Raw genomic sequence first — 17,416 nt, 5'->3', positions numbered from 1 at the left:
ATCCGCGTCTCCTTCTTTTTTTAATAGTCGAGCAATCTCGAAGCGTCGATTTGGCGCTTCGATCCATCGGCGAACATTTCAAGTGTCGCGAGGATCTGATGATCTATAAAGTCATATTTCACTAATGTAAAATCTTCAAGAGTCGAGATCGTCTTAAACGTCTTCCCGACGGTAAATGCCCGCTTGCGACTGGCATCAAAAGCAGGAATTGTCACGAATACGACCGTGATTTCCGTTCCACTCGTATCATAATAAAACTCGACGACGCGACCGTCTGCTGTCTCGGGTAAGTTCCCCTTTTGCGGTCGTCCGGATTCATCTAATTGTACATATGGCTGTAACATCTCTTCTCCTCACTTTCTCCGTCATTCATCATAGCATGAGAAAACCATTTATGCTAATCTATAAATGATGTTGAAAGGGGGATGAGTCACGGATGGCATGGTTCATGAACGGAATTTTGCTCTGGGGCTTTATCATGATTACACTAATGGCGATTGGCGGCTTCTTCATGTTCCGGAAGTTCTTAAAAAAACTCCCGAAAGAAGACGGCAAATCGATGATGGATTGGGAAGATGAGTACATCGACCAAACACGACACTTGTGGACGGACGAGACAATGGAGTTATTGAATGCCCTCGTCATGCCTGTTCCGGCGGCGTTTCGTGACGTCGCACGGCGGAAAATTGCCGGACGGATCGGTCAGTTCGCACTTGAAGAACGTGCATCGGTCATGACGTCAGAGCTTGTCGTCAAAGGATATATTTCAGCGACTCCAAAACGTGATCATAATTTTTTGAAAAAAGCCTTAAAAGAACACGCAATCGATTGGCGTGAATACGAACTCTACTTCCAACGTTAATGATGGCAGAATCAATCCACTTTGAGTGAACGAGATTCTATATGATGGATTCAAAAAATGACCGCTTTGTCCAGTAAATCGGACAAGGCGGTCATTTTTCATGATTGTGGTAAATGTTCGACGGGAACAATCCCCGACTTAACTTGTTTGTACTTCAGATACATGGCGATCCGCCACGGGACGATCATTCCGAACGCGACGAGATAGAAAATTCCACCTGTCTCAAAAATATCGATTTGACCCCCGATCATAAATTTTGCGACCGTCCGTACGAGTAAGATTCCGAATAAGACGATAAAAAATGCTTTTGAACGTTGCAAATAAATTTGACCTTCTGCTTCATAAAAATTTGACGTCTTAATCAAGAAGACACTGAAAATCATCCCGACAATCAATGCTTCTGCGACCTCCGTCCATGTCAGACGAGATGCCGGGTATAAAAATTGCAACATCCCGGTCGACATCGCGAACGGAGGGATTAAAATCTTTTTGGCATTTGTCGGTTTCGCCGACGCCTTCACCCGTATGAAGCTGATGAGTAACCCCATCACGAGCGCGCCCCCTGTTGATATCCAAATCATCTCATCACTTCCTCGATTAAAATCCTGTAAATCCAACGATATCACTCATCCAGGCCGCAAATTTACTCAAGCCATTGAAATACAACATGACCCCGAAGACCATCATCAAGGCGCCACCGAATTTCGTCATCTTGAGACTGTACTGGACAAGGAGTTTCGAACGTCCAACAAAAAAGGCCATTAATAAGAAGGGAATCGAAAATCCAAGGACATAAAACAGCATGTAGAGCATACCTTGGCTCGGATTCGTCGCCGCTAGACCGATGACACCAGCAAGGATTGGACCTGTACATGGTGTCCAGCCTGCCGCAAATCCGATTCCGACGAGGACTGTACCGATGTAACCGCCCTTGCGTTCACCAAGATTCAATTTTTTTTCACGCATCAAGAACGTCGGCTGCCATAAACCGACTAAGACGATCCCGAAGACGAAAATTACGAGGGCCCCAACCATCCGTAATGTATCGCGATACGTGATGAAGACGTCCGCAAAGAGTGACGTCGATAATCCAAGGACGACGAATACGAGTGCGAACCCGACTAAAAAGGCGAGTGTATGGAAAAGTGAACGTCTTTCCCGGACACCTTTTTCTTTTAAATCCGTTACAGATACTCCAGTAATGTACGAAAGAAATACCGGATACAACGGTAGCGTACAGGGAGACACGAATGACAGTAACCCTGCCCCAAATGCTAACCACAGCGAGAGCTCCATTTCAGCAGCTCCTTTCTATAAGAAGAAGTTCTTCTCTATTTTGCCAAACTCCGCATCATTTAGCACCTATTATCTCACAAAAGATAAGAAAGATTCGTGACTTCTCAAATTACAAAAAAATTACATTTACTTTATCTTACTAAAATTTCGTTGCACTCCGAATAATCACTTGCTAGAATATGGATACGACACCAATGTAAGGGAGACTGCTATGACAAGCCAACAATTACTGACCTTAGCAATTGAAGCAAAACGAAGCGAACTGTATCTTCAAGCAGATCGGTCTAGTTTCACCTCCCCACATGTATTGAAGCTCAGTCATGAACTCGATCTGTTATTAGTCGAGTACACACGGATTATGCAAACTTATGCCGTTGGCTCTTCAAATGAGCGGCTCCTCACATAAAACGAAAATTCAATGCAGTCATTTCGTGGCACCTTCCATTAAGTGTACTTGTTTGATCACTAATCCTTTTTAAGCAAACCCTCTTTCCATTCAGAGGGTTTGTTTTTGTTCAATCGCTTTTTCATTGTCATGCCCCCCTTCTTCTCTCAAACTTCGCCTCCGGTTTGATTAGAAGATGGTTCAACTTATTTTTAGACAAGGGATTGATTCATGACTTTTGTACATTACAATTGCTTCCGTTTATTCTTTACATAGGCATAAAGACTTATGAACCCACTTAAAAACCGTGCTTTATGACCTACTAATGACAAAAACACGCTTTTTGCAATCTGTTTGTCACACTGACCTCTTTTGTAACTTTAATGACATTGACCTGTAAACGCACTACCCGGTTTCGGGGTGTAGAGTAGGAACAGTAAACACAGCATATGTCAGGAGGACATCAATAATGAAAAAAGCAGTTTTCGCTGCAGGACTTGCAGCAACGGCTCTATCAGTAGGATTCGCCCAAGAGACAGAGGCTGCCTCAGAGACGGTAAAAGTAGACACAGCAGTACTCAACGTTCGCACAGCACCTACAACAGCATCAGCAGACGTAGGTAACGTATATAAAGGGCAAACATTAAATGTCGAAGGACGTTCTGGTGCATGGATCAAAACAAGCATCAATGGCCAAAAACGTTATGTACATGGCGCATATACTACTGCTGCCTCATCATTCGACTTTAAAAAAGCTACAGTCACTACGGCAGTATTAAACGTTCGGACACAACCTACTACGAACTCGAAAGATGTAGGTAACTTGTATAAAGGTGAAACAGTAAACGTAGAAAGTAAAGTCGGTTCTTGGATTAAAACAACAATCGATGGTAAAACGCGCTATGTGCATAGTGCTTACACTACACTTTCTGGTTCTACTGCTTCGACTTCAGCAGCTCCAGCTCCTAAAGCAGAAGCAAAACCTGCAGCTAAGCCAGCACCAAAACCAGCGGCTAAACCGGCTACTGCAACTAAACAAACGACTTCAGCGAAGTCTGGTACTAAAGTGACGATGAACGTAAGTGCATACACGAACGATCCATCAAGCAACGGTAGCCAGCTTTACAACGGTCGTGCATTGACTGCTAGCGGTTATGATGTAACAAACACGATCACGTACAATGGTATGCGTATCGTAGCAGCTTCTTCACAATACCCGATCGGCACACGGATGCACATTTCAGGTATCGGTGAAGCAATCGTTCTTGACCGTGGTGGCGCAATTCAAGGTAACAAACTTGACCTTCTCGTTGGTTCACAACAAGAAGCCATCAACTGGGGACGCCAAAACGTCACAGTAACTGTCTACTAATAAAAAAAAGTAACAGCAAAACCTGCCGGGCGAGATCGCCTGGCAGGCCTTTTTGTGTGCATTTACGTAATCGAAGTCACATGACCCGACTGTAATTGATACATTTTTTTATAGAGTCCGTCTTTCGCAATCAACGTTTGGTGATTTCCTTGTTCGACGACTTCCCCTTGATGTAACACAAGAATCAAGTCGGCGTCCTGAATCGTCGATAACCGGTGAGCGATTGCAATCGTCGTCCGCCCTTCCCGCATTCGTTTCAATGCCGTCTGGACTTTCTCTTCCGTCTCCGTATCGATTGAACTTGTCGCTTCATCCAAGATTAAGATTTTCGGATCACGCGCCATCGTTCTTGCAAATGAAATCAATTGCCGTTCCCCGGCTGAAAACGTTGCCCCGCGCTCGGCGACCGGGCTATCGTATCCCTCGTCAAGTTGGTGAATGAAACCATCCGCCTGAACGAAACGGGCCGCCTCTTCAACGGTTCCGAACGAAATCCGATCGTCAAACAACCGAATGTTATCAGCGACACTTCCCGTAAAGAGGAACGAATCCTGCAGGACAAGTCCGACGTGACGCCGTAATTCATCTTCCGGTAACTGTTCGAGCGGCTTTCCATCAATTAAAATTCGTCCCGACTGATAGGCATAAAACCGCATTAAGATGTTGATGATTGAACTTTTCCCGCTTCCCGTCTGACCGACAAGGGCAATCGTCTGTCCTTTTTTCGCTTCAAAGGTAATCCCTTTCAAGACTTCCGTCTCTCCATCATAACTGAACCGCACGTCTTCAAAGACGATATGTCCATCCGTGACGCTCGCTGCACCAGGCAACCCTTTCGTCGGTTCCGGCTCATCCGTATCGAGAACCTTAAACACACGGTCGGCCGAAACAATCGCCTGTTGAAATTCAGACAACCGTTGCATGATTTGTTGAACGGGTTGGAAAATGCGTTCAAGATAACTGATGAAGGCATAGACGACACCGACTTGAACCGTCTCCGTAAATGATAAGAACCCAAAGTACGTGACGAGTGTCGCGATTGAAAGCGCCAGCATCAGTTCAATGATTGGACGAAGTAACCAACTGTCGAGCTTTAAGTTTTTATAACGACCATTTTGGTGGGCGACGTTCGTCTCTTCAAATTCCGCCATCAATCGTTTTTCTTGGCGGAATTGCTGAATGATCGCCATCCCGTTGATTGATTCATTTAACTGCGCATTGATTTTCGATAACAAATCGCGGACTTCTGCATAATATTTCGTCGAGTACTTGCGGTAGATCCAGATGACGAAATAAAATACAGGCAGTAGGACAAGTGCGATTGTCGCAAGCGTCGGGTCCAAGAAATAGAGGAAGATATAAGTTCCGATTAATTGGACACCACTTTGGACAAACGTCGAGAGGACGCCGATGTAGAGTTCCTTGATCGCTTCCGTATCATTCGTGATCCGCGAGACTAAAACCCCAGCCGGTGTCCGGTCAAAGTAAGCGAGTCGCAGGTGCATGACGTGACGAAACACATCAATCCGTAAGCGCTGAATGACTTTTAACGCGATTTTTTGAAATTCAAATGCTTGCAAATAATCGACGATAATCCCTGTCGTATGCAAGATGAGGTAGGCACTAAATAATAAGGCGACTTCCTGGACTGGATAATTGCCAGTCGTGACATAGTTGTCAATGAAGATTTTAACTAAATAAGGTCCTCCGAGTTTCGCACCCGTCGTGACCAATAAGAGAAGGAATGCCAGAAAAACTTGTTTCTTAAAGGGACCGACAAACCGAAGCAGACGCTTCAAGACGTCTTTTTCATTGATATCATGATTCAAACGGTCCACCCCCTTGTTCAACTAATGATTCGAGTTGTTGATGGTCATACGTTTCTTTATACCAGCCTTTTCGCCGCAACAATTGTTCATGTGTCCCCCGTTCGATAATCCGTCCCGCGTCGAGAACGATGATTTCGTCCGTATGGGAAACGGCCGACAAACGATGGGCGACGATGATTTGCGACTGTTCGTTATCAGCTGTCCGGAAATGATCGATGATCGCCTCTTCTGTCTTCGCATCGACGGCCGATAACGCGTCATCGAGCACTAAAATCGGACAGTCGGCGAGTAACGCCCGGGCAATCGAAATCCGTTGTTTTTGTCCACCGGATAACGTCACGCCGCGTTCTCCAACCATCGTCGCGTAACCTTCTTTAAAACCAAGAATATCGTCATGGACAGCAGCAACACGAGCTGCTTCCATGATTTGTTCCATCGAAGCGTCCGGTTTCGCAAAAGCGATATTGTCCGCAATCGATGCTGAGAACAAGAAATGGTCTTGCGGGACGACGGCGATCTGCTTCCGGACCGTTTCGCGGAGGAGTTGTTTAATATCTTGCCCTCCCATTCGAATAGCCCCTTGTTTGACATCATATTCGCGGGTTAATAACCGGACAAACGTCGACTTCCCAGCACCTGTCCGCCCGACGATTCCGAGCGACTTTCCAGGCTCGAGTGTGACATCAATCTGTTCGAGAACCGGCTGTGTGTCATAGATAAAACGGTCAATCGCGATATCGAGTCGTGGTGAATCGACGGTCGTCACCGCTTCCTTCGCATCTTTAATTTCCGGCTCCACGGCAAGCATCCGTTCGATTCGATCATACGAAGCACGTCCTCGTTCGACGATATTGAATAACCAGCCGAATGCAAGCATCGGCCACGTCAAGAGACCTAAGTATGTAGTGAAGGCGACGATGTCACCGATCCGGATTTCCCCTTGTTGTAACAAATATGCTCCGTACCCGACGGCGATGATATACGATAAACCGACGAGTCCAAAGATCGTTGGATCAAACAACGCATCAATTTTCGCGACACGACGGTTTTTTTGAACGACATCGTCCGATAACGACGTGAATGTCGTCACGTCCGACTCGACTTCACCCGTCGCTTTTAAAACACGGACGCCACTGATACTTTCTGCTACTTTGTCATTCAAGTCAGAAAAGGCTTCCTGTGCATCATGAAAACGGGAATGCAGCATCTTTCCGTAACGCGATGTCAAGTAGACCATCAACGGCATCGGCAGAAGGGAAACGAGCGTCAGTTTCCAACTGATTGTCGTCACCATCATGACAACGACAAAACCTCCCATTGTCACAGAATCGACGAGCGTCAAAATCCCTGCCCCTGCCGTCATTGAAACCGCTTGGACATCATTCGTCGCATGCGCCATTAAGTCTCCACTTCGATATTTCTTATAAAACGATTGGTCTAAATCTGAAAAGTGACCATAAAGCTGACTCCGCAACAACCGGCCCAGCCGGATCGATGCGCCGAAGATGTGAAAACGCCAAAAGTAACGGATAACGTAGGTCGAGACTCCGATCAACACGAGCACCCCGGCGAGTGTAAACAATCGCTCTTTCGTCAATGTACCGTCACTTAATCCATTGACCGTCGTCCCGATGACTTTTGGTGGAATCACTTCGAGACCTGCGACAAAAATCAAACAAATGATGCCGATGCTATATGCTTTCCATTCGAGTCGAAAAAACCAACTCAATTTCTTGAAGACTCCCATTCAAGTCTCCCCCCCTTTTTCAAATCAATTGAGTATTTTAAATAGTCTCACATTTTAGATTAGCCATCTTTCCAGTAAATAGCAAACAAAAAGGAGACCACAAGGGCCTCCTTTTGAAACTGCTTATTTTTTAGGTGATTTCATCGAACCACTCATTGAACGCATCACTTGGTTGACTTTCTTTTGTGATGGCTTTTGACCCATTTGCATCATCAATGTCTTAATCATATCTTCGTTGATTGGCGGGTTTTGCTCCAAATAGTTCATCATGTATCGACGAGCGATATAGAAACCAAGGGCGACACCTGCTACCAAGCAAAGAAGGGCAATTAAAATCCAAATCCATGTAGCCAAGTTGCTTCCTCCTCTAACTTAAAACGTCGCTTTTTACTATACTATAATTCTAACCGTTTGCATAGATAATGCATGAAAAAGGTGCGCATGAACGCGCACCTGTTCCACTTATCCGAGTTGCTTGACTGTTTCCAAGATATTTTCGACAGACATGCCGTACTCTTTTAATAGAAGGTCTCCTGGAGCCGATGCGCCGAAACGATCGATTCCGATGACTTGTCCTTCTGTTCCCACGTACTTGTACCAACCGAGTGACGCGCCTGCTTCGATCGCAAGACGTTTCGTGATCCGTTTTGGTAAGACAGATTCTTTGTACTCAGCTGTTTGTGCTTCGAACAACTCCCATGATGGAAGTGAAACGACCGCAACCTTTTCGCCCAGTTGTTTTTGTGCTTCGACGAGCAAGTGAACTTCTGAACCCGTTCCCATCAAGATTGTATCTGCTGTGTTTACGTCACCTGCGATGACATAACCACCCTTTTCAGCACCTTCGACTGTCGTGCCTTCCAGTTCAGGTAAACCTTGACGTGTCATAACGAGCAACGTCGGTTTGTTTTTCGATTGAACAGCTGTTTTCCAAGCGGCAATCGTTTCTTTTCCGTCTGCCGGACGATAGACCGTCAAGTTCGGCATCGCACGGAAACTCATCAAGTGTTCGACCGGCTCGTGTGTCGGACCATCTTCTCCCACTGCGATCGAGTCATGCGTCAAGACGAAGATTGATTGAATCCCCATCAATGCTGCAAGACGGACTGCCGGGCGCAAGTAGTCTGAGAAGACGAAGAATGTCGCACCGTAAGGGATGACGCCACCGTGAAGTGCCATTCCGTTAACAGCTGCTGCCATCGCGAACTCACGGACACCGAACCAAATGTTACGGCCACTTGGATCGATATCGAAGTCAGCTTCGCCTTTTAGCATCGTGTTGTTCGAACCAGCTAAGTCAGCTGATCCCCCGAAGATTGATGGGATGTTTTTCGCAAGAGCGTTTAAGACTTCTCCACTCGTCTGACGTGTTGCTTTTTTCGATGTCAGATCATATGTCGGAAGATCTGCTTCCCAGTTGCTCGGCAATTCATTGTTGATCGCTTGAACAAGCTCAGCGTGCAATTCCGGATGTGCTGCTTTGTATTGCTCCATTTTTTCCGTCCATGCTGCTTCTGTATCAGCGCCACGTTTTTCGATGCGCTCCTCGAACAAGTCTTTGACTTCTTCCGGTACATAGAATTCTTCATGATCCCAAACGTAGCTTGCTTTCGTCAACTTGATTTCCGCATCGCCGAGTGGTGCACCGTGTGAAGCCGATTTCCCTGATTTGTTCGGCGAACCGAATCCGATAACCGTTTTGACTTCGATCAATGTCGGTTTTGTTGTTTCCGCTTTCGCCGCGTCGAGTGCTTTTGAAATCGAATCGATATCCGTTCCATCTTCAACACGGATGACTTGCCAGTTGTATGCTTCAAAACGTTGTTGGACGTTTTCAGAGAATGACTTGTCCAAGTCACCATCTAACGAGATGTCGTTTGAATCATACAGGACCACGAGTTTACCAAGACCTAAATGTCCTGCGAGTGAAGCCGCTTCTGCAGAGACACCTTCCATTAAGTCGCCGTCTCCGCAAATGCCGTATGTGAAGTGATCGACGACGTTTAAGTCGTCACGGTTGTATTTCGCTTCGAGGTGACGTTCTGCCATCGCCATCCCGACAGCCATCGCGATGCCTTGTCCGAGTGGACCAGTCGTCGCATCGACACCTGCTGTGTGACGGTATTCCGGGTGACCCGGTGTTTTTGAGTTCCATTGACGGAATGACTTCAAGTCATCCATCGCGAGGTCGTATCCTGATAAATGGAGGAGTGAGTAGAGAAGCATTGAACCGTGTCCTGCTGAAAGTACAAAACGGTCACGGTTAAACCATTCTGGATTTTTAGGGTTGTGGTTCATATGATCCGCCCATAATGTAAATGCCATCGGTGCTGCACCCATCGGCATTCCCGGGTGGCCCGAGTTCGCTTTTTGTACTGCATCAATTGATAAGGTACGAATCGTATTTACTGCTAGTAATTCTACTGTTGTCATGTTCGTCAAAACAATCATCCTCTCTCTTTTTCACAAATTCTATATCATTTTAGCACACACAGAAATGTGATACAACTTTTCTAAATAGTATGTCACATTAAAATGAATGCGCTCTCTATTGCCCTTTTCAAGCAACTTTCATGATACACATTACTGATTTTCCCATTAAAAAAGCTACCTCGCTCACGGATTGAGCGACGCAGCTTTCGTTCATACAAAACTTGCTTACTGTTTATTGCGTTCTTCTTCTTGTGCTTGCTTCAATTTTTCAGGCGTAACATCCGTTCCTTCTTCATCAACGATTTTGATGCCCATCATTTGATTTTTGAACGAACCACGAAATGCTTCTAAATAGGCCGTTCTTAATTCTTTTTGTTCCGCCGTCTCAGCTTCCGTTAACGGTTCGACTTTTGATTTATTGGCAAGTTCATTAATTCGATCGAGTTGTTCTTGTGATAACATAATATCCCTCTTTCTCTTTGACTCAACGCGGAGCACTTTAATAGTAACCTTACTGTAAAAGACCCGAAAAAAAAAAGCAAGTTTGTCGCGTCAAGATGACACAACACCTGCTTTCATTCATAAGACTGGACAACTTCTTTATATTCAAGATAACGCCGGTTGACCGTCGCTTTCGAAATATCATGCCCCATGCCGCGTAAGGTCGTCGCGATGTCAGCAAACGTCAAACCAAGTTCACGTAATCGAACGATTTCTTCAATCGGGACTTCCTTTCGACTGCGGCCGGCATTCTCGCCTTGGCGATTGAGATTTTGTTCGGGTCTAAAACCATTATCGACAGCCCGTCTCATGCCGCGTGCAATTTTTGCATTGTGGAGCTTACGCTGGTATTCCTCAACGAGTGAAACGATTTCGAGGACCATTGCTTCCGCATCCGCCAGTTGGTATTCACCGTCTGACTCCATCGTCATCAACTGGACATCATGTTTTTTGAGCGTATGCAAAATCGCGATTTTGGCGTTTCCTCTTCCGATTCGTGTATCGTCCGTCACGAGCACCGCTTCCACCAGATGACGCGTTACATAATCAAGAACGGTCAACATCCCTTCTCGCTCTACATCATAGCCACTTTCTTTTTCGACGATGATATCTATGATTTCAAATCCTTTTGTTAAAGCGAGTCCCGACAGTTCTGCTCTTTGCCGCTCCAGTGAGCTCTCTTGTGCTTCTTTTTCCGTCGAGACGCGACAGTAGATTACTACTTTCATCGTACCTCACACCCCTGTTCGTTCATTCAACAACTTTTATATTCTGTCATTGTTGTGCGATTGGTACAACGATTTTGTCTTTCGAAATGACATGTTTTGTTTCGAGTTCATTGTTCTTGATCAGCCAGTCGATGTATTCTTGATTCGTCATCGAACCATCATTGTAGACTTCAGCAACTTGTTCGACCGTTACGTTCTCATCGACCGTGACTGACGCCGTAAGTAATCGGTGGACCTTTTCATCCGGTCGTGGTGTTAAAAGAAAAAGAATGAAAGCAAAACTGAGCGTATAAAACAGAATTGAAAAGGCATGAGTACGAATAGAATGAATCATCATGAATCCCTCCAAATAGGTTATTAGAATAAATGTTCTCGGAACAATTGTTCGCATAATCTATAATAAACACAGAACCAGTGTTCGGTCAATACAAAAACATCGAACAATTGTTTGTGCGCTCATTTGTTCTATGTTATAGTAATTCTAGAAACATATATTCCTAAATCCTAAAAAAACCAATCCGGAAAGAGGTGGCAATTCGTATGCGGAAAATGTCTAAACGTCAACAAGAAATCCTTGACTACATCATCGCTGAAGTGAAGTTAAAGGGCTATCCACCTTCAGTTCGCGAAATTGGTGAAGCTGTTGGTCTTGCTTCAAGCTCAACGGTACACGGTCATTTGGATCGTCTAGAAAAACGTGGACTGATTCGCCGTGACCCGACGAAACCACGCGCGATTGAAATATTGCTTGATAAACCTGAAGAAATCAACGAAGCGATCGTCCATGTCCCCGTTATCGGCAAGGTAACTGCCGGACTTCCGATCACTGCGATTGAAAACATAGAAGAGCATTTCCCACTCCCTGCACATTATGTAGGAAATGAAACCGTCTTTATGTTGACGATTGATGGCGAATCGATGATTAATGCAGGTATTCTTGATGGCGATCGTGTTATCGTGCGTCAACAAAACACAGCAGAAAACGGGGAGATTGTCGTTGCGATGACCGAAGATAGTGAAGCGACAGTCAAACGGTTCTTCTTAGAAGATCAACAGGTACGTCTTCAACCAGAAAATGACTCGATGGACCCGATGTATTTCGATAACGTGTCGATTCTTGGCAAGGTCATCGGCGTTTACCGGACGATTCACTAAGAGAGGGACCAGCTAAGCTGGTCTTTTTTCATGCCTTCTGGAAATGTACATGATACGGTCAACTCCGTTGCCCTAACGGGATATGTTGTTTATTCGGTCGCAACGAACCAAACGGATTGGCTCCCGACCGCTGTCGGAATCGCCGTCGGGACCTTATGGCTTTCGCCCGACTTAGACTTAAAATCGGAACCTTACTATCGTTTTGGCCCTTTGCGTGTCCTTTGGATGCCATACGTTAAAATTATGCCGCACCGCTCCATCTGGTCGCATGGCTTAATCATCGGAGATGTCATCCGCCTACTCTACAGTGCCGCTTTATTGATTCCGCTACTCTTTTTAGCCTTCTATAGTGAAATCATCCAAGCAAGCACGGTCGACTCATTGATTGACGTCATGCCTGCTTTTATTATCGGTGTGATGACCGCAAGTACGATTCATATCATCCTTGATCATACGAGTAGTTGGTTCCGCCCTAAAAAGAAACGAAAAAAACGTCGATCCTGACTTTTTCCATTCAATCATGGAAAAAGTCTTTTTATTATCCAATTCTAATTTTTTTAAACCTAAATATTGAAAATTTCGATTCCTATATTTCAATTATTTGTATTGAAAACGTTATCAATTCGGGTTAGGTTTAAATAGAAAGGCATTATTCGCTTTAATCCAAAGGGAGGGTTTTTGCATGAGTAATTTTATTAGTGAGATGATGGGAACATTGATTCTCGTCCTACTCGGGGATGGCGTCGTCGCCGGTGTCGTTCTGAAGAAAACCAAGTCTGAAAATGGTGGCTGGATTGTCATCACGCTCGCTTGGGGTCTCGCCGTTATGACCGGTGTTTACGTCGCGGCATCCAGTGGTGCCCACTTGAACCCAGCGGTTACTTTGTCGCTCGCGCTCAATTCTGACTTACCGTGGGCAGATGTACCTATCTATATCGCTGCTCAACTTGTCGGAGCATTCCTTGGCGCAGTACTCGTTTGGCTTCATTACATGAAACATTTTGAAGCGACAGAAGATCAAGCCGCAAAACTCGGTGTCTTCGCGACAGGTCCAGCAATCCGTCATACGGGATCAAACTTAGTATCTGAGATCATCGGGACATTCGTTCTCGTCTTTGGTATCTTGGCGCTTGGAGCGAATACGTTTGCAGACGGACTCAATCCATTGATCGTCGGTCTCCTCGTAGTCGTCATCGGTCTTTCGCTCGGTGGTACGACGGGTTATGCAATCAACCCTGCCCGTGACCTTGGTCCACGTATCGCCCACGCGATCTTACCGATTCCGGGTAAGGGATCATCAGACTGGGGTTACTCATGGATTCCGATTGTCGGACCAATCATCGGAGGCGCAATCGCCGTCTTCATCTATCAACTGCTATTTTGATTGAGCATTAGGTATCTTAACTATTCAAGGGGGACTCACAGATGGAAAACAAGTATATTTTAGCACTCGACCAAGGAACGACAAGCTCACGCGCCATCATTTTCGATCATGATGGTCAAATCGTCAACTCTGCTCAACGTGAATTCAAACAATACTTCCCACAACCAGGCTGGGTCGAGCATGATGCAAATGAAATCTGGGGTTCGATTTTAGCAGTCATGGCGGATGCACTCGGAACGGCTGACATCAAACCGAGTCAAATCGCGAGCATCGGAATCACGAACCAACGTGAAACGACAGTCGTCTGGAACAAGGAAACGGGAAAACCAGTTTATCATGCCCTTGTCTGGCAATCGCGTCAAACGGCCGACATTTGTGATGAGCTAAAAGAACAAGGACTCAATCAAAAATTCCGCGATAAAACTGGCTTACTCATCGATGCCTACTTCTCAGGAACAAAAGTCAAATGGATTCTAGATAACGTCGATGGTGCACGTGAGCAAGCAGAGAACGGGGAACTGCTCTTCGGTACAATCGATACGTGGCTCGTCTGGAAGCTCTCAGGTGGAAAAACACATATCACAGACTACACGAATGCCTCACGGACACTCATGTACAACATTTACGAACAACAATGGGATGACGAGTTACTTGAAATCCTGACAGTCCCTAAATCGATGTTGCCAGAAGTCCGTCAATCAAGTGAAGTCTACGACAACACAGTCCCGTATCACTTCTTCGGCTTCGAAGTTCCAATCGCCGGCATCGCCGGTGACCAACAAGCTGCCTTGTTCGGTCAAACGTGCTTTGAACCGGGCGAAGGGAAAAACACATACGGTACAGGTTGCTTCATGTTGATGAATACGGGCGAAAAAGCCGTTTCTTCAGACCACGGACTCTTGACGACGATCGCTTGGGGCGTCGACGGCAAAGTGGAATACGCACTCGAAGGTTCCATCTTCGTTGCCGGTTCTGCAATCCAGTGGTTGCGTGACGGTCTCCGAATGTTGAAAAATGCAAAAGACTCAGAAGGTTACGCTTTGAAAGTCGATTCAACAGACGGCGTCTACGTCGTTCCTGCTTTCGTTGGTCTTGGTGCACCGTACTGGGATAGCGACGTTCGCGGTGCCATCTTCGGATTGACACGCGGGACGGAAAAAGAGCACTTTGTCCGCGCAACACTCGAGTCACTCGCTTACCAAACTCGCGACGTCTTGACAGCGATGCAGCAAGATTCCGGCATCGAACTGAAAACGTTACGCGTCGACGGTGGTGCCGTTGCCAACGACTTCTTGATGCAATTCCAATCGGATATTCTCGGTGTTCCAGTTGACCGCCCGGAAATCAATGAGACGACGGCACTCGGTGCAGCCTACCTCGCTGGACTCGCTGTCGGCTATTGGAAAGATAAAGCTGAAATCAAAAAGCAGTGGAAACTCAACCATCAATTCACACCTGAAATGAAAGAAGACGATCGCGAAAAACGTTATGCCGGATGGCAAAAAGCGGTCGAAGCGACAATGGCATTCACACCGAATAAAAAAGAAGCCAACGCAAACGTCTAATCGAATAACGATGACTTTTGCACCACTCTATTAAAAAGAAGCGATTTCGATATCACTCGAAATCGCTTCTTTTTTTGTCTTTGACCTCTTAATTCATACAACTTCTCAATCCACACCAAAGAACTCCCCTCTAAGCGAACAGGCAGATACCTGACTTAGAAGGGAGATCGGTCTTACGCGAATCATTTAGGCGAATTCATTTTTCAATCCGTCAACGACTTCAGTCAGTGACTTCGATTGACCACTTAAAACAGCCGCGAGGAATGCCCCTTCGACGAGCGGCGCCTCGACAAATTGGACCGTTTTATCACCGCTATACAGTTCAAGGGCCAACTCCGTATTCATTGTTGCAGAACCGATATCCGTCAAGATGACACCGTCATCGTCGAGCGCATTCAACGTCTCTTCAATGCGCGAAGCATCTGTCCCGATGCTTCCATCCGCTAAACCGGCCGCTAGCAGGATTGGTGTATCCGGTGCCATTTCGGCAAGCAGTTCCTTTAGACCAGTCGCCAGTTTTTCACTGTGTGAAACGAGAATTACATTAACCATGTAGCACCTCCACAATTTCTTGTAACAAGAGTGCACTCGATAAAGAACCTGGATCTTGCACGCCGACTGTCGCGTGTCCAAAGTAGGAAGCCCGCCCTTTCGTCGCGACACGTTCTTTTGTATCACGGAGCGCTTGTTCGAGTGCAGCGTTTAAATCCGCCTCTTTGCTCAAGGCCTCATGGAAAGGTGTCCAAATGTCGACCATTGTTTTCTGACCGAATTCAGACTTTCCACGCATCTTGATGCCTTCCGTCGCTTCAACAAAAGCTTGTGCCAGTTCTTGCCCTTCCACTTCTTTTTTCCCTTTAAAGGCTCCGGCGAACTTGACGAACGCTGTTCCGTATAACGGACCAGACGCCCCACCGACCGTCTTGATTAACGTCATCCCAACTTGTTTTGACAAATCACCTAAATCTTCATACTCACCATGTGCTTCTAGTTCTTTTTGGACGGCTTGAAAACCACGTGACATGTTAATCCCGTGATCACCGTCGCCGATTTCACGATCAAGATCGGTCAGTTCATCTTTATGGGCTTCAATCTGTGCTGCTGCCTTCAGTAAGCTTTCACGAAACTGTTCTGTCGTTAACTTCATTTCAATCCACCTCTTCTATTTCTTTTAAAAATTTTTAGTTTGATTAAAAACCGATTGCATTCGTTTTTGCGTCAAGGTAACCGACGAGCTCGTCGTCGACCGGAAGTAACGTAATCGAGAAACCGTGCATCTCAAGCGATGTCATATAGTTTCCAACGTATGGACGGACGATGTCGTAGCCTTTTGCTTGTAATTGTTCCGCGACATACTTGTAGGTGATGTAGAGTTCCGATTCCGGCGTTCCACCCATACCATTGACCATGACAGCGACTTTTTTGTCTGTTACTTCTGCTGTCAGTCGGTCGAGCAGTTCCGTGACGATTGCTTCAACGGACGCAACCGGTTTCCGGTCGATTCCTTTTTCACCATGGATTCCAATTCCGATTTCCATCTCATCTTCATGTAAGTCGAAACCAGGTTTTCCGCTTTCCGGCATGTAACACGGTGAAAGTGCCATCCCAATCGAACGCACGCTTCCGATGACTTTCTCGGCAATTGCTTTGACTTCAGCAAGCGACTTGCCTTCCGCCGCTGCCGCACCAGCAATTTTATGGACAAAGACTGTACCCGCGACACCGCGGCGATCTTCTTCTTTTTTGATGGCGATGTCATCCTTTACGACAACCGTCTCGACTTCGATATCTTCAAGTTCTGCCAGTTCCTTCGCCATATCAAAGTTCATGACGTCCCCGGAATAGTTTTTAACGACGAGAAGTACGCCTTTACCAGCGTCTGCTGCCTTGATCCCTTCAAGGACCATATCTGGTGTCGGCGAGGTGAAGACCTCTCCACAAACTGCTGCAGCTAACATCCCGTCACCAATGAAACCAGCATGGGCTGGCTCATGCCCACTGCCGCCACCCGAAACGAGGGCAACTTTTCCGTTCAGTGGTTCTTTTCGTTTTACGACATTGACGCCGTCGACTTTCGCATATAAATCCGGATGAGCTAAAACGAGACCTTCCACCATATCTGATACGAATCGGTTGGCATCTTGCATTAATTTATCCAT

The 17,416-nt window shown here is 46.1% G+C and carries 20 protein-coding genes; 7 read left to right on the top strand and 13 right to left on the bottom strand.

The genetic code is table 11. The features are described from left to right. Positions 1-20: 20 nt before the first annotated feature. Positions 21-344 (bottom strand): hypothetical protein, encoded by a 324-nt coding sequence (locus KNP98_RS08205; RefSeq protein ID WP_214811058.1) that lies wholly within the window; start codon positions 342-344, stop codon positions 21-23. A gap of 92 nt (positions 345-436) precedes the next feature. Between KNP98_RS08205 and KNP98_RS08200 the strand changes: the two genes are divergently transcribed. After that, on the top strand, positions 437-862 hold the full coding sequence (locus tag KNP98_RS08200; RefSeq protein WP_088836766.1) for a DUF2621 family protein: 426 nt from the start codon (positions 437-439) through the stop codon (positions 860-862). 98 nt (positions 863-960) lie between these two features. Here the strand turns inward: KNP98_RS08200 and KNP98_RS08195 are convergent, their stop codons facing one another. Both KNP98_RS08195 and KNP98_RS08190 read right to left on the bottom strand, forming a co-directional pair. Then, positions 961-1,443, bottom strand: a complete 483-nt coding sequence (locus KNP98_RS08195) for a CcdC family protein (RefSeq protein WP_214801149.1) — start codon at positions 1,441-1,443, stop codon at positions 961-963. A gap of 16 nt (positions 1,444-1,459) precedes the next feature. Continuing rightward, a complete protein-coding gene (locus tag KNP98_RS08190) occupies positions 1,460-2,158 on the bottom strand; it encodes a cytochrome c biogenesis CcdA family protein (protein ID WP_214801146.1) in 699 nt (232 codons plus the stop codon). Between the two features lie 211 nt (positions 2,159-2,369). Here KNP98_RS08190 and KNP98_RS08185 point away from each other — a divergent pair, with 211 nt between their 5' ends. Then, positions 2,370-2,564, top strand: a complete 195-nt coding sequence (locus tag KNP98_RS08185) for an aspartyl-phosphate phosphatase Spo0E family protein (protein WP_029333310.1) — start codon at positions 2,370-2,372, stop codon at positions 2,562-2,564. 448 nt (positions 2,565-3,012) lie between these two features. After that, positions 3,013-3,915 carry an SH3 domain-containing protein gene (locus KNP98_RS08180; protein WP_088836764.1) on the top strand — a complete coding sequence of 301 codons (903 nt, stop codon included), beginning with the start codon at positions 3,013-3,015 and terminating at the stop codon, positions 3,913-3,915. Positions 3,916-3,977: 62 nt separating this feature from the next. On the opposite strand, the gene KNP98_RS08175 is transcribed toward KNP98_RS08180, so the two are convergent. The 7 genes from KNP98_RS08175 to yneA form a co-directional block, all read right to left on the bottom strand. Further along, on the bottom strand, positions 3,978-5,744 hold the full coding sequence (locus tag KNP98_RS08175; RefSeq protein ID WP_214801143.1) for an ABC transporter ATP-binding protein: 1,767 nt from the start codon (positions 5,742-5,744) through the stop codon (positions 3,978-3,980). Continuing rightward, complete coding sequence (locus tag KNP98_RS08170) at positions 5,734-7,491, bottom strand: ABC transporter transmembrane domain-containing protein (protein WP_214807762.1); 1,758 nt, start codon at positions 7,489-7,491, stop codon at positions 5,734-5,736. Before KNP98_RS08170 ends, KNP98_RS08175 begins: the two co-directional genes overlap by 11 nt. A 123-nt stretch (positions 7,492-7,614) precedes the next feature. After that, complete coding sequence (locus KNP98_RS08165; protein ID WP_012370001.1) at positions 7,615-7,845, bottom strand: YneF family protein; 231 nt, start codon at positions 7,843-7,845, stop codon at positions 7,615-7,617. 108 nt (positions 7,846-7,953) lie between these two features. Further along, positions 7,954-9,942 carry a transketolase gene (gene tkt, locus KNP98_RS08160; RefSeq protein ID WP_088836762.1) on the bottom strand — a complete coding sequence of 663 codons (1,989 nt, stop codon included), beginning with the start codon at positions 9,940-9,942 and terminating at the stop codon, positions 7,954-7,956. 207 nt (positions 9,943-10,149) lie between these two features. Beyond that, positions 10,150-10,386, bottom strand: coding sequence for a DUF896 domain-containing protein (locus KNP98_RS08155; RefSeq protein ID WP_029333302.1), 237 nt, complete (start codon positions 10,384-10,386; stop codon positions 10,150-10,152). A gap of 113 nt (positions 10,387-10,499) precedes the next feature. Beyond that, positions 10,500-11,153 (bottom strand): YneB family resolvase-like protein, encoded by a 654-nt coding sequence (locus tag KNP98_RS08150; protein WP_214804969.1) that lies wholly within the window; start codon positions 11,151-11,153, stop codon positions 10,500-10,502. A 46-nt stretch (positions 11,154-11,199) separates the two neighbouring features. Next, positions 11,200-11,487 (bottom strand): cell division suppressor protein YneA, encoded by a 288-nt coding sequence (gene yneA / locus KNP98_RS08145; RefSeq protein ID WP_214767387.1) that lies wholly within the window; start codon positions 11,485-11,487, stop codon positions 11,200-11,202. Between the two features lie 206 nt (positions 11,488-11,693). Here yneA and lexA point away from each other — a divergent pair, with 206 nt between their 5' ends. From lexA to glpK, 4 genes are all read left to right on the top strand, one after another. Then, a complete protein-coding gene (gene lexA / locus KNP98_RS08140) occupies positions 11,694-12,308 on the top strand; it encodes a transcriptional repressor LexA (RefSeq protein ID WP_029333297.1) in 615 nt (204 codons plus the stop codon). A gap of 30 nt (positions 12,309-12,338) precedes the next feature. Then, positions 12,339-12,812, top strand: a complete 474-nt coding sequence (locus tag KNP98_RS08135) for a metal-binding protein (RefSeq protein WP_088836760.1) — start codon at positions 12,339-12,341, stop codon at positions 12,810-12,812. Positions 12,813-12,990: 178 nt separating this feature from the next. After that, complete coding sequence (locus KNP98_RS08130; RefSeq protein ID WP_088836759.1) at positions 12,991-13,692, top strand: MIP/aquaporin family protein; 702 nt, start codon at positions 12,991-12,993, stop codon at positions 13,690-13,692. A gap of 41 nt (positions 13,693-13,733) precedes the next feature. Next, positions 13,734-15,257: a glycerol kinase GlpK gene (gene glpK / locus KNP98_RS08125; RefSeq protein WP_214811057.1), complete on the top strand. Its 1,524-nt coding sequence runs from the start codon at positions 13,734-13,736 to the stop codon at positions 15,255-15,257. Positions 15,258-15,443: 186 nt separating this feature from the next. Here the strand turns inward: glpK and dhaM are convergent, their stop codons facing one another. From dhaM to dhaK, 3 genes are read right to left on the bottom strand one after another with little or no spacing between them, the layout of a single operon-like run. Continuing rightward, positions 15,444-15,809, bottom strand: coding sequence for a dihydroxyacetone kinase phosphoryl donor subunit DhaM (gene dhaM / locus KNP98_RS08120; protein ID WP_088836757.1), 366 nt, complete (start codon positions 15,807-15,809; stop codon positions 15,444-15,446). Then, positions 15,802-16,404: a dihydroxyacetone kinase subunit DhaL gene (dhaL, locus tag KNP98_RS08115; protein WP_214811056.1), complete on the bottom strand. Its 603-nt coding sequence runs from the start codon at positions 16,402-16,404 to the stop codon at positions 15,802-15,804. Before dhaL ends, dhaM begins: the two co-directional genes overlap by 8 nt. Before the next feature lie 43 nt (positions 16,405-16,447). Further along, entirely contained in the window at positions 16,448-17,416 is a 969-nt protein-coding gene (gene dhaK / locus KNP98_RS08110; protein WP_029333284.1) for a dihydroxyacetone kinase subunit DhaK, read from the bottom strand.

Source organism: Exiguobacterium sp. s127 (assembly GCF_018618695.1).
In the GTDB taxonomy this organism is placed as follows: Bacteria; Bacillota; Bacilli; order Exiguobacteriales; family Exiguobacteriaceae; genus Exiguobacterium_A; species Exiguobacterium_A oxidotolerans.
Note: the sequence above shows the minus strand (reverse complement) of the source record. Positions and strands in the feature narration are given on the sequence as shown.